The sequence below is a fragment of the Pseudomonas sp. TWI628 genome (genome assembly GCF_039673865.1).
Taxonomy (GTDB): Bacteria; Pseudomonadota; Gammaproteobacteria; order Pseudomonadales; family Pseudomonadaceae; genus Aquipseudomonas.
Map to the genome: position 1 here is coordinate 67,056 of NZ_JBDJMM010000020.1, position 12,004 is coordinate 79,059.

Sequence of the window (12,004 nt, forward strand, 5' to 3'; positions counted from 1 at the left end):
TAGGAAGCTTCCGGATTTTTCGCGTCGCGCCTTTATAGCTTGACGCCTGGCGGGGAGCAAATTACGTTATTCGTAATCAGATTACGATAAAAACAAAATCCGGAGGCTTCGATGAACCGCGACACGTCCCCCGATCTTCAGTACCTGAGCGGTTTCGGCAACGAATTCGCCAGCGAAGCCCTGGCTGGCGCCCTGCCGGTCGGGCAAAACTCGCCACAGAAGGCTCCCTACGGCTTGTATGCCGAGCTGCTGTCGGGCACTGCGTTCACCATGGCCCGCAGTGAACTGCGCCGTACCTGGCTGTACCGCATCCGCCCCTCGGCCTTGCACCCGCGCTTCGAGCGCCTGCAGCGCCAGCCATTGGCCGGCCCGCTGGGCGCGGTCACGCCCAACCGCCTGCGCTGGAACCCGCAGCCCATCCCCAGCGAGCCAACCGATTTCATCGAAGGCTGGCTGCCAATGGTGGCCAACTCGGCCGCCGAAAAGCCGGCCGGGGTCAGCATCTACATCTACCGCGCCAACCGCTCCATGCAGCGGGTGTTCTTCAACGCCGACGGCGAACTGCTGCTGGTGCCGGAACAGGGCCGCCTGCGCATCGCCACCGAACTGGGCGTGATGGATGTCGAGCCTCTGGAAATCGCCGTGATTCCGCGGGGCATGAAGTTCCGTGTCGAATTGCCCGATGGCCAGGCCCGCGGCTACATTGCCGAAAACCACGGCGCGCCGCTGCGCCTGCCTGACCTGGGGCCGATCGGCAGCAATGGCCTGGCCAACCCGCGTGATTTCCTCACCCCGGTGGCGCACTACGAAGAAGTTGATGGCCCGGTGCAGCTGGTGCAGAAGTTCCTGGGTGAGCATTGGGCCTGTCAGCTGCAGCACTCGCCGCTGGACGTGGTCGCCTGGCACGGCAGCAACGTGCCCTACAAGTATGACCTGCGCCGTTTCAACACCCTCGGCACGGTCAGCTTCGATCATCCGGACCCGTCGATCTTCACCGTGCTGACTTCCCCGACCAGTGTGCACGGCATGGCCAACATGGATTTCGTGATTTTCCCGCCGCGCTGGATGGTGGCCGAGAACACCTTCCGTCCACCGTGGTTCCACCGCAACCTGATGAACGAATTCATGGGCCTGATCAACGGTGCCTACGACGCCAAGGCCGAAGGTTTCCTGCCGGGCGGTGCCTCGCTGCATGGGGTGATGAGCGCCCACGGGCCGGATGCCGAAACCTGCGAAAAGGCCATCGCCGCCGAGCTGGCACCGCACAAGATCGACAACACCATGGCTTTCATGTTCGAGACCAGCCAGGTGCTGCGCCCGAGCCTGCAGGCACTCGACAGCCCGCAGTTGCAGGCCGACTACGATAGTTGCTGGGCCACCTTGCCGAGCACCTTCAACCCGAACCGGAGATAACCCATGAACCAGACCGCCATTGCCCGTAGCTGGGTCGAGCACGCCAACGGGCACAGCGACTTCCCGCTGCAGAACCTGCCGCTGGGCATCTTCAGTCGCCCAGGTGAAGCGCTGCGCTGTGGCGTCGCTATCGGCGATGCCATCCTTGACCTGGAAGCCGCGTTGGCTGCGTGCCTGTTCGATGGCCAGGCCAAAGCAGCAGTGCAAGCCACCCGCGGCGGTGCGCTGAACGCGTTCTTCGCGCTGGGGCGGGATGCCCGGGTGGCGCTGCGTGAGCGTCTGCTGGTGCTGCTGGGCGAACACAGCGAACATCAGGCAGCGCTCAAGGCTGCGCTGTATCCGGCCAGTGAGTGCCAGCTGCACCTGCCGGCCAAGGTCGGCGACTACACCGACTTCTACGTCGGTATCCAGCACGCCACCAACGTTGGCAAGCTGTTCCGCCCCGACAACCCGCTGCTGCCCAACTACAAGTACGTACCGATCGGCTACCATGGCCGCGCTTCGACCTTGCGCCCATCGGGTACCGAGGTCCGGCGCCCGAAAGGCCAGACTCTGCCGGCCGGCCACACCGAGCCGAGCTTCGGCCCCTGCGCGCGGCTGGACTACGAACTGGAGCTGGGCATCTGGATCGGCCAGGGCAACGACATGGGCCAGGCCATTCCTATCGCCGAAGCTGATCAGCACCTTGCCGGCCTGTGCCTGCTCAACGACTGGTCGGCGCGGGATATCCAGGCCTGGGAATACCAGCCACTGGGCCCGTTCCTGTCGAAGAGTTTCATCACCACGATTTCGCCGTGGGTAGTCACCGCCGAGGCCCTGGAGCCCTTCCGCTGTGCTCAGCCGGCCCGTCCGGAAGGCGACCCGCAGCCGCTGCCTTACTTGCTCGATCAGCGTGACCAGGCCAATGGCGCCTTCGATATCGAACTGGAAGTGCTGCTGCTCACCGAGCGCATGCGCGAGCAGGGTATGCCGGCTCAGCGCCTGGCCTTGAGCAACACCTTGAACATGTACTGGACCGTGGCCCAGCTGATCGCCCATCACAGTGTCAACGGCTGCCAGCTGCAGCCTGGCGACCTGTTCGGTTCCGGCACGCTGTCGGGTGCCTCTCCTGATTCGTACGGCAGCCTGCTGGAGACCACCGTGGGCGGCAAACAGCCGGTGGAGCTGGCCAGTGGTGAAATCCGCAAGTTCCTCGAAGACGGTGACGAAATCATCCTGCGTGCCCGCTGCAAGCGTGATGGCGTGGCCAGCATCGGCTTCGGCGAATGCCGCGGCAAGGTCATCGCGGCCAACTGAGGGAGCAGGCCATGGAGCTGTATACCTATTACCGTTCCACCTCTTCCTACCGGGTGCGCATTGCCCTGGCGTTGAAGGGCCTGGCGTACCAGGCCCTGCCGGTCAACCTGCTCAAGGGCGACCAGCGCGGTGATGCTTACGTCGCGGTGAACCCGCAAGGCCGGGTGCCGGCCTTGCGCACCGACGACGGTGAACTGCTGGTGCAGTCGCCTGCGATCATCGAGTACCTGGAAGAGGTTTATCCACAGCCGGCGTTGCTGCCGGCTGGCGCTGCAATACGTGCCAAGGTGCGTGGTGTGGCGGCGATCATCGGCTGCGATGTGCATCCATTGCACAACGTGAGTGTGCTCAACCAACTGCGCCAGCTGGGTCACGATGAGGCGCAGGTCAGCCAGTGGATCGCCCACTGGATCGGCCAGGGGCTGGCCGCCGTGGAGCAGTTGATTGGCGATCATGGTTATTGCTTTGGCGATGAGCCGGGGCTGGCGGATGTGTACCTGATTCCGCAGTTGTACGCGGCCGAGCGCTTCAATATCGACCTCAGCCGCTATCCACGCATCGCCCGGGTCGCGGCACTGGCCAAGGGGCATCCGGCGTTCGCCAAGGCGCATCCGTCCTGTCAGGTGGACACGCCGGCTCAGTGAAGCGAACGGTTCACCGTCGGTAGTTTGCCGATACGTTCGGAGAGCTTCAGGCGCTGGACCGGATCGTCGGTCAGCAGCAATGCATGCTCCAGGTCGAAACGTTCGGCGTGGGGGCAGTCCAGGTGTTGATACAGCGTTGCGCGGGTCATGTAGTCACTGACCTGGGCCGGGCCCAGTTGCATGACCCGTTCGGCGTCGATCAGCGCGGCCAGGTGATTGTCGTTGCTGATATGCAACTGGCGCAGGTTGCGCGACAGGCGCTGCAGCATCTGCGTGGCGCTGGCGCTGCGCAGGTGTTCGGCCGTCAGCGGCACATGCGGGCCGAACTGGCGCGCCAGCAACTCGCGGCAATCATTGGGGTACAGGCGGCGGCCCCCGCAAGGGTCGAGCAGGTGATCGGCACCGGGCACGCGCAACAGGAAGTGCCCAGGGAACGCCACGCCTTCCAGTGGTATCGACAGGCGCCGGGCCAGTTCCAGGGTAAGGATGGCCAGGGCCAGGGGCTGGCCGCGTCGGCGTTGCAGTACCTTGTCCAGCAACGCTGCTTGCGGGCGCAGGGGGTGGTATTCGTCCTGCTGAAAACCCAGTGCATTGAGCTGGCGCAGCAGCGGCTGGGCCAGTTCGGACAACGGCAGCATGGGCAGGCAGGCACTGATCTGCCCTTGCAGGTTTTGCAGTGTGGCAAGGCTGGCCGCAGGCTCGACCTTTCGATCATGCTCGACGGCGATCCACAACGCAGCTTCCAGCAGGGCGACCGGCTCGCGCTCCAGGCAGGCCAGGCAGGCTTGACGTGGCTTCATGGGGTTCTCCACACACGCTTGAGTATTAGCTGCGGGGCGTGGATTCGTCCAGTGGTCCGCCCGCAGTGTCGGCATCTGGCGCGTGCCTATACTGGTAGGAGCACCTCGTTGGGGAGCCCGTCGATGTTCGCGCTGATGCAAAGCACCCGTACCCAGTCGCTGCACCTGTTCATTGACCCGCCCACTGGCCTCAAGGCCGTCGTGGCGATTCACAGCGAGAAATTGGGCCCGGCGGTGGGTGGTTGCCGCTACCTACCCTATGCCGATGACGAGAGCGCCATGACCGACGCCATTCGCCTGGCCCAGGGCATGAGCTACAAGGCCGCGCTGGCGGGCTTGCCGTTGGGTGGCGGCAAGGCGGTGATCATGCGCAACCCGCATGTGGAAAACCGCGCGGCACTGTTCGAGGCGTTCGGCCGTTTCATCGATACCCTGCAGGGGCGATTCATCATTGCCGTGGACAGCGGTACTTCGACCCTGGACATGGACTGCATCGCCCAGAGCACACCGCATGTCACCAGTACCACGGCTTCTGGCGACCCGTCACCGCATGCCGCCATGGGCGTGTTCGCTGGCATCCGTGCCACCTCTCAGGCACGCCTGGGCAGCAGCAACCTCGAAGGCCTGCGCGTGGCCGTGCAGGGGCTTGGGAATGTTGGTTATGCACTGGCCGAGCAGCTGCATGCGGCGGGCGCGGAGTTGCTGGTCAGCGACCTGGACCCTGGCCGGGTGCGCCTGGCGGTGGAGCAGTTCAATGCTCATCCGGTAACCAATGACGCCCTGATCAGCACCCCCTGCGATATTTTCGCGCCCTGTGGCGTTGGGCCGGTGCTCAATGGCCAGACGGTGATGCAACTGCGTTGTGCGGCGGTGGCGGGGGCGGCAAACAATCAGCTGACCACCTTGCAGGTGGCTGATCAGTTGGAGGCGCGCGGCATCCTGTATGCCCCCGACTATGTGATCAATGCCGGCGGCCTGATCTACGTGGCGCTGAAGCATCGCGGAGGTGACCTGGGCACCATCACCGCGCACCTGGCGCGGATACCGACGCGGCTGACCGAGGTGTTCGGCCATGCCCAGGCGGAAAAGCGCTCGCCGGCCAGGGTGGCGCAGATGCTGGCCGAGCGCTTGCTGTACGGTTGAGGTCCCGGCCGCAGGGTGCCTCAATCATGCATCAGCCATGGCCTCAGGTCCTTGAGGTTGGAGACCACGATCTGTTGCGCTTCAGGGCTGGTCGCCACATTGCGTGGGTCGATCTGATAACGCTGCAGCACATACTTCACCAGAGCCCTGCGGCTAGGCACGACCAGCTGCCCTTCAATCATGCCGAAGTCGGCTTCGATGATCGCCTTCTGCGCCTCGCTCAAACGCCCATCGGGCTCGAAGATCACCGGAATCTCGGCATTCCAGTCTTCGTCCTGTGCCCGGGTGTTGGGTGACTCATCCAGCAGGTCCGGCTGCCCGCGCAAACGGCTGAGTACGAAGTCGCGGTACTGGCCGTTCTTTTCACAGTACGCCCGCACATGCCAGCGCATGCCGGTGTAGACCAACGTGTGCGGCGCGATGAGGCGCACCTCGACATTTGGCGTGTTGAGTGAAACGTACTCGGTTTCCAGGCGCAGGCCTTCACGGCAGGCCTTGAGCAGGGGGCGCAGAACCTCCGGCCGAATGGGCCGGTCCGGCACCTCCAGCACCTTGGTGTGGGCATAGGCCAGTGCCAGGCCGTCAATGTGCGGGGCGCGTTCACCGTTCTGATACAGCAGGTGCAAGTAAGCGCTTGCGCTGTCCTCGATGAACTTGGGCTTGAACTGCTTGCTGGGTACATAACCCTTGAGCTGTTTGTCATACGCCAGATTCTTCGGCGCATGCTCGGTGATGTAGGTGTTGATGTCCTTGGATGCCTGCTGCCGGCTGATGCCAAAACTCTGCATCAGATGGCCGGTGGTCAGGCGGCCTTCCCACCAGGCGACGGTCTCGATCAGCTTGTAGCGCAGTGCCAGGTCCCAGCGTACCTGCTCGACGGTTTGCTTGCGTTTCATGGCCTCTCCTGAGAAAGCATGCCGGGCGGCATATCGAAAGCGTGATTATGTGTAAAGTTTAAGGTCACGTCTATCGTATGGTCTTGTCATCATCTTGACCTTACGTGTTTTTTGGTCGCGCCAGGTGCATTTGCCCATCACATGCCTTTGCTGCTTGGACGGCTCCCTTTTGTGATGATGTCAAAAAGCTACTTTTGCTCCGGATGCCCTACCCGAAAACCGCTTCCTTGAAGCCTCCCCACGTGCATGAGTAGTTTACCTGTATAAGTCTACATTCTAGATCTGTCTTCAAACTCTACATATATTTTCCTCGTCTTCAGGGCACATCGGCTCACTCAAGGAAAAGGAAATGAATATGTGGGAAGTGATTGCGACAGGTGCAGTTGTGGTGATGGGCATCATTCTGCTGGTGCTGCTGTATCAGAGTTTGAGGCTGCACGAACTGTGGAAGATGGGGCTTGCCTGCCAGAAGAACGCGCGTTGGGCGCAGATCTGGGAGGCAGAGAACCGCGAGCTGCGCTCGGCGCTGCGCGCAGAGCAGGCACAGATCGAACAACTGCAGAGGAAGGTGGTGCTTTTGCAGGAGTTGATCCCGGCCCAAGGGTAAGGAAGGGGCATGAAAAGACGTGAGCGGATCAAGGTTTGCTGCGGGCATACGTGCCGTGAGCCGAGCGAAGGTGGCCGGTGTCTAGCCCCTCGCCTCGAATCGCACGGTTGCAACGCTTTCGAGGGGGGCTTACTCGGCCCCTTTTTCCGCTGTATCCAGGTCAGCCAACGCCGCCGCATTGCTCTTGAACGCCGCAGCAAACACCGCCCGGTTCTTGGCCATGAAGATGCTTGCCTCTTCGGCAATGTTTTCATCCAGCCCAGGTACATGTTTCACCAGAACCTGAGTTAGCACCTCGGCCAGTTCCAGCATCTGGTCATGGGCGTCTGCGAGTTTGCGGTCCAAGAACGTGGTCTCCAAATCGCGCGTGCTGCGGTAAAGAATCTCAACAGCCATACGAGGCCTCTCGGTCAGTGGTAGCAGGGGGCGCTTTCGTGCGCCTGCTGCTTTGCGGTTCAGTTGCTATCCAGGCAGTCGGGCAGAATGCTCTCACCTGATACTGTATCGATATACAGTAATGGCAAGGCAGTCATTTCGCAACCAGAAATTGTAGCTGTGCTGAATTCGCACGCCGCCCGTGCCTTGCGGCAATCGGTCGCCTTCCAAGGCAGGGGCCTGGCCCTTTAACTGCATGGCACAAGCGTCACAGGCGTGACGCATCATCCTTCATGTCGTATCGGGGAATCGCACATCGTGGATATCAAATGGGCTGAAAAACTGCGCAAGGGCCTGCACGGCTCGGCCGACGCGCTGGGCAACCTGTGTGTGGAAGCGTTCCACTACCTGGCGCTGTTCGGCATTGGCGCGATTACCGCCTACGCGGCGGTTGTGACCTTCCTGGACATGCTCGGCAAGGGTGGGGTCAGCGTCGATGACATCCTGCTGCTGTTCATCTACCTGGAGCTCGGGGCGATGGTCGGTATCTACTTCAAGACCAACCACATGCCGATCCGCTTCCTGCTGTATGTGGCGATCACCGCGCTGACGCGCCTGCTGATCGGCGATGTGTCGCACCACAAGGCGCCGGACGAAGGGCTGCTGTACGTGTGCGGGGGCATCTTGCTGCTGGCGTTCTCGATCCTGGTGGTGCGCTACGCCTCGTACCGCTACCCCTCGACCAAGGTGCTGGACGCCAGCGGCAATGAGGTGGAGGAGGGCAAGTAGCCCTCAGTTGGCCAGGCCGACGGCCGTCAGGTGACGAGGCTCGTGGTGGCTGCCACGGGTCAGCGCGGCGAGGACCTGCAACGGGTTCTGCCCCAGCTCGATGGCCAGGCCCAGGCGGATACTGTCGATCACCCGTTGCAGGCGCACCGGGTCGTTGCGCTGGGCCTGGCTGATCAGGCGCTTGGCGACCACGCCGGCGTCGTCGGAAAGGGTCAGCATGATGCTGCCGTCCAGCCGTTCGATGCTCAGGTTGACCCGGTATTCCGGGGCGAAGGCAGCGCTGATCTGTTCGAATGGGTTGTTCATGGTCGGGGTCTGCAATGAATGACTGCAGAAATTGACCGGAAAACCCGCAGGTTGGTTCAGGCCCATTGATCGCTGCAAACGAAAACGCCCGGCACAGGCCGGGCGTTGTTGGTTCTTGCAGATGGTCAGGCCTCGGGGTCACTCAGTTCCAGTGCACCGCGCTTGCTGCGCAGCTTGCCGTAGAAGTGTTCCAGCGCATTGTTCAGCTTGCTGGCGGCACCGTCGACCGCCAGGTCCAGTGAGGTGGCGGTATGGGTCACGGAAATCGGCTGATGGCCTTTCGGGCGAGCCTCCAACTGGCAGCGTTTGTCATGTAGGCCGGGCTTGGCGCCGTTCTCGTCGCGCAGATGCACCTCGATGCGGGTGAGGTCGTCGTCATAGCGTTCGAGGGTGGCTTCCAGCGTACTGCGGACCCACTCGTTGAGACGGATGTTGCCTTCGATATGGTTGCTGCTGTTGACCTGGATTTGCATGATTCCAATCCTTATTCAGCTTGCTCGCATGGAGGCGTGCCTAGGCCATTGAGGGCCTTGGTATTTCTGCGCCTCTTGACTCTAAGGTCAGGCAACGGCGAAACGAATTCAAGCCCTTTTTGAAAATAAATTTTCTGTAGCAAATTCACTGAAGGGGGACTGCTTCGCAGCTCATCGCCGGCAAGCGCGGCTGCCACAGGATGGCGCAGGCCTCAAAAATTGCACCCACCCTGTGGGAGCCGCGCTTGCCGGCGATGGGCCGCAAAACGGCCCCGGTTTTTTCAGGCAAAAGAAAATCAAATACACGTAAATTAGCCCGCTTCGCGATACAGAACCAGCTCTGTCAGCGCCTTGGTCATCTGCACATGCTGCACGGCATTCACCAGCATGCCGATGCCGGGTGTGCCGGCATTGCCACAAATGTATTCATCCAGGGTGTCTTCGAGGCCGCACAGGATCTGCAGGGTGTGGATAAGTGCATCGACCGATGGGATGTCGTTGTCGATGGTGTAGAAGCGGGAGGAAGGTTTGGCCTTGGGTGGGTCGGGAACAATTTTCTTCATCGTGAAATGCTCGTGTAGTGAGATGAAATCACCACCTGCATCTTTTCTCACGAGATTAGGGTGGCAACCGTACGAGGGTGAGAAATCCGAGACACGAGCACTCGGCCAGACCGAAGCCTGCCTGCGTACGGCCGCCATAAAGCGTTACCGCAAGTCGTGAAGTCGGGTTTCTCACGCCCGGTCACCTGATTCAGGCGACCCGGAAACGTTATCCCTGAGATGTTCCAGCGGCAATGCAGCGACTTCCGACGAGGCTTGTAGGATAAGTCGACGCTTGATCCAAATTGAAGCATTTGGTTTCAAGTTCAGAATTGTCGTACGGGGGGAAGGATCCAGCAGAGATCGGGTCAGGGCCACCAGGGGGTCGCCGCGAGCCTTGCAGCGCTCGGTCTCATAGGCGCTGAGTATCTGTCGGCGAACACCCGACAGCCTCCATACAAATTTTGCTTATGAGAATTAAACTCATTACTATTACACCCCCATTCCCCGGACTCACGCCATGAAGCGCTCCGCCGCCGGACTCCCTCTCCGCTATCGCCTGGCCGTGGTTTCACGCAGCCTGGCGGCATTGCTGGGCGGCTATCTGCTGGCGTCGCTGGCCAGTGTCTGCCTGGCCCTGCTGCTGCCATTGCCCCAGGTCGACGCCACGCTGACCGGCCTGATGCTCTCGTTCGTGTTCTACCTGCTGGCCTTCATCTGGTGCTTCGCCTGCCGCAGCGCCTTGCGTGCCTGGCTTGGCGTGCTACTGCCGAGCCTGGTGCTGGGGCTGCTCGGTGGGTTCGCCTACTGGATGAAAAACCCATGAAGGAAGGCTTCCGCCAGGCCATGGCCTGGCTGCACACCTGGACCGGCCTGATCTTCGGCTGGCTGCTGTTCGCCATCTTTCTCACTGGCACCTTGTCGTATTTCAAGCAGGAGGTCAGCCACTGGGCGCAGCCGGAAGTGCGCCGCCATGCGCTCGACCCGGTCGCCAGCCTGGGCCTGGCCCAGCGCTATCTGGAGAGCAACGCCGCGCACTCGGGCAGCTGGATGATCCGCCTGCCGAGCGAGCGCGACGCCGCCTTGACCGTGGGCTGGCGTGACCCCGAGGGTGGGCGCCGGGGCTTTGTCAGGAAGGCTCTGGACGCACAGAACGGGCAGCCGGTCGCGGCGCGTGACAGCCGTGGCGGCGAGTTCTTCTACCGCTTCCATTTCGAACTGCAGATGCCGTATCCGTGGGGCCGCTGGCTGTCGACACTGTGCGCCTTCATCATGCTGCTGGGGCTGGTCACCGGGATCATCACCCACAAGAAGCTCTTCAAGGAGTTCTTCACTTTCCGCCCTGGCAAGGGCCAGCGCTCGTGGCTGGATGGCCACAACGCCATCGGCGTGCTGGTGTTGCCGTTCCACCTGATGATCAGCTACAGCAGCCTGGTGCTGTTCATGTACATGGTCATGCCGGCCAGCATCATGGCCAGCTATGGCAATACCAGCGGTTATTTCAATGACCTGTTCGGCCGCGACGAGGCGCCGAAGGTGGCCAATGTCGCCACGCCATTGGTGCCGCTGGCGAACCTCTATGCCAAGGTCCAGGCGCAAGTGCCGGGGGCGCGCATGGGCTTCATCCAGGTACAGAACGCGGGTGATCGCAACGCACGGGTTACCTTTACCCAGTCGTCGGCGGACAACGTCCCCTATAAGCGCAGTGCCAGCTGGACCTTCGATGGTGCCACTGGCGAACTGCTGCAACAGGGCGCACCGGAAAGCGCCACGATGTTGACCTCTTTCAGTTTCGCGGGCCTGCACATGGGCAATTACGCCGGGCCCTGGCTGCGCTGGTTGTACTTCGCCTTCGGGCTCGCCGGCACGGCGGTGATCGGCACCGGCCTGGTCATGTGGCTGGGCAAGCGCCAGCTCAAGCATGCCAAGAGTGAACGCCTGCCGGGCGAACTGCGCCTGGTCGAAGTGCTCAACATCGCCAGCATGAGCGGCCTGGTCCTGGCCGTGGCCGGCTTCTTCTGGTCCAACCGGTTGCTGCCGGTGGCACTGCAAGGACGGGCCGACTGGGAGGTGAACACGTTCTTCCTGGTCTGGCTGGCGTCGCTGCTGCATGCCGTGCTGCGCCCGGGGCGCAAGGCCTGGGCCGAGCAACTGGCACTGGGCGCACTGGCTTTCGCCCTGTTGCCCTTGCTCAACGCCCTGAGCACCGGTCAAGGCTTGAACGTCTCTGTGCCAGCTGGCGACTGGGCCATGGCCGGGTTCGACCTTGCCGCCCTGGCGTGTGGGCTGTTCCTGGCCTGGGTTGCGAGCAAGATGCTGCGCCCACCGAAGCCCGTCGCAAAATGTGCGCCGAAGGCGGCCAAGGTTTCGCCCGAAAGGGTCGAGGTGCAGCGATGCTGAGCATTGCCCTGATCGGTTTCGCCGGTTTCGCCGCGCTGTGCCTGGCGATGGAAAAGCACTTTAGCGAGCTGCTCAAGCGCAAGCCTGGCCACGGTCAGTTGCGTGCATTGCGCGTTGGCGGCTGGCTGCTGCTGATGCTGTCGCTGGTCCTCTGCGTTCAATGGCGTGGTTGGGCTCATGGTCTGGTGGAGTGGTTCGCACTGTTGATGGCCGGCGTCACTCTTTGGGTGTTCGGCTTGCCCTATTTGCCACGTGTGCTGCTGGGCCTGGCTGCTGTCAGCCTCGTGCTGGGCCCACTGTTGGCCGTGTTTGCCGGGTGA

Annotated in this window: 15 protein-coding genes; 9 read left to right on the forward strand and 6 right to left on the reverse strand. The window is 62.2% G+C overall.

Annotated features, from left to right (window positions below):
* The first annotated feature begins 111 nt into the window (after positions 1–111).
* Genes hmgA through maiA form a run of 3 tightly spaced genes read left to right on the forward strand, consistent with a single transcriptional unit; the run spans position 112 to position 3,353 of the window.
* Complete coding sequence (hmgA, locus tag ABE528_RS17040; protein WP_346653570.1) at positions 112–1,413, forward strand: homogentisate 1,2-dioxygenase; 1,302 nt, start codon at positions 112–114, stop codon at positions 1,411–1,413.
* Between the two features lie 3 nt (positions 1,414–1,416).
* Positions 1,417–2,709, forward strand: a complete 1,293-nt coding sequence (gene fahA, locus ABE528_RS17045) for a fumarylacetoacetase (RefSeq protein WP_152957043.1) — start codon at positions 1,417–1,419, stop codon at positions 2,707–2,709.
* Positions 2,710–2,720: 11 nt separating this feature from the next.
* Positions 2,721–3,353 (forward strand): maleylacetoacetate isomerase, encoded by a 633-nt coding sequence (gene maiA, locus ABE528_RS17050; RefSeq protein ID WP_346653571.1) that lies wholly within the window; start codon positions 2,721–2,723, stop codon positions 3,351–3,353.
* Here maiA and ABE528_RS17055 read toward each other — a convergent pair.
* Complete coding sequence (locus tag ABE528_RS17055) at positions 3,347–4,153, reverse strand: tetratricopeptide repeat protein (RefSeq protein ID WP_346653572.1); 807 nt, start codon at positions 4,151–4,153, stop codon at positions 3,347–3,349. The genes maiA and ABE528_RS17055 overlap by 7 nt on opposite strands.
* Positions 4,154–4,276: 123 nt before the next feature.
* Here ABE528_RS17055 and ABE528_RS17060 point away from each other — a divergent pair, with 123 nt between their 5' ends.
* Complete coding sequence (locus ABE528_RS17060; RefSeq protein WP_085675006.1) at positions 4,277–5,296, forward strand: Glu/Leu/Phe/Val dehydrogenase dimerization domain-containing protein; 1,020 nt, start codon at positions 4,277–4,279, stop codon at positions 5,294–5,296.
* 20 nt (positions 5,297–5,316) lie between these two features.
* Here the strand turns inward: ABE528_RS17060 and ABE528_RS17065 are convergent, their stop codons facing one another.
* Entirely contained in the window at positions 5,317–6,192 is an 876-nt protein-coding gene (locus tag ABE528_RS17065; protein WP_346653573.1) for a WYL domain-containing protein, read from the reverse strand.
* Between the two features lie 349 nt (positions 6,193–6,541).
* On the opposite strand from ABE528_RS17065, the gene ABE528_RS17070 reads away from it, so the two are divergent.
* Positions 6,542–6,799, forward strand: coding sequence for a hypothetical protein (locus ABE528_RS17070; protein WP_346653574.1), 258 nt, complete (start codon positions 6,542–6,544; stop codon positions 6,797–6,799).
* A 129-nt stretch (positions 6,800–6,928) separates the two neighbouring features.
* Here ABE528_RS17070 and ABE528_RS17075 read toward each other — a convergent pair whose 3' ends face one another.
* Positions 6,929–7,195, reverse strand: a complete 267-nt coding sequence (locus ABE528_RS17075) for a YebG family protein (protein WP_346653575.1) — start codon at positions 7,193–7,195, stop codon at positions 6,929–6,931.
* Positions 7,196–7,492: 297 nt separating this feature from the next.
* Between ABE528_RS17075 and ABE528_RS17080 the strand changes: the two genes are divergently transcribed.
* Positions 7,493–7,963, forward strand: coding sequence for a phosphate-starvation-inducible PsiE family protein (locus tag ABE528_RS17080; protein WP_346653576.1), 471 nt, complete (start codon positions 7,493–7,495; stop codon positions 7,961–7,963).
* A 3-nt stretch (positions 7,964–7,966) separates the two neighbouring features.
* Here the strand turns inward: ABE528_RS17080 and ABE528_RS17085 are convergent, their stop codons facing one another.
* The 3 genes from ABE528_RS17085 to ABE528_RS17095 all read right to left on the reverse strand — a co-directional run bounded on the left by ABE528_RS17085 (position 7,967) and on the right by ABE528_RS17095 (position 9,305).
* Positions 7,967–8,269 (reverse strand): DUF3509 domain-containing protein, encoded by a 303-nt coding sequence (locus ABE528_RS17085; RefSeq protein ID WP_346653577.1) that lies wholly within the window; start codon positions 8,267–8,269, stop codon positions 7,967–7,969.
* A gap of 125 nt (positions 8,270–8,394) precedes the next feature.
* The gene (locus ABE528_RS17090) at positions 8,395–8,742 is read right to left on the reverse strand and encodes an HPF/RaiA family ribosome-associated protein (RefSeq protein WP_152957050.1); all 348 of its coding nucleotides are present in this window, start codon (positions 8,740–8,742) and stop codon (positions 8,395–8,397) included.
* Between the two features lie 311 nt (positions 8,743–9,053).
* Positions 9,054–9,305 (reverse strand): hypothetical protein, encoded by a 252-nt coding sequence (locus ABE528_RS17095; protein ID WP_346653578.1) that lies wholly within the window; start codon positions 9,303–9,305, stop codon positions 9,054–9,056.
* A gap of 499 nt (positions 9,306–9,804) precedes the next feature.
* On the opposite strand from ABE528_RS17095, the gene ABE528_RS17100 reads away from it, so the two are divergent.
* The 3 genes from ABE528_RS17100 to ABE528_RS17110 are packed head-to-tail and all read left to right on the forward strand — an operon-like array spanning position 9,805 to position 12,004.
* Positions 9,805–10,110: a DUF3649 domain-containing protein gene (locus ABE528_RS17100; protein ID WP_346653579.1), complete on the forward strand. Its 306-nt coding sequence runs from the start codon at positions 9,805–9,807 to the stop codon at positions 10,108–10,110.
* Positions 10,107–11,684, forward strand: a complete 1,578-nt coding sequence (locus ABE528_RS17105) for a PepSY-associated TM helix domain-containing protein (protein ID WP_346653580.1) — start codon at positions 10,107–10,109, stop codon at positions 11,682–11,684. The genes ABE528_RS17100 and ABE528_RS17105 overlap by 4 nt, the downstream gene beginning before the upstream one ends.
* On the forward strand, positions 11,678–12,004 hold the full coding sequence (locus ABE528_RS17110) for a DUF3325 domain-containing protein (RefSeq protein ID WP_152957053.1): 327 nt from the start codon (positions 11,678–11,680) through the stop codon (positions 12,002–12,004). The genes ABE528_RS17105 and ABE528_RS17110 overlap by 7 nt, the downstream gene beginning before the upstream one ends.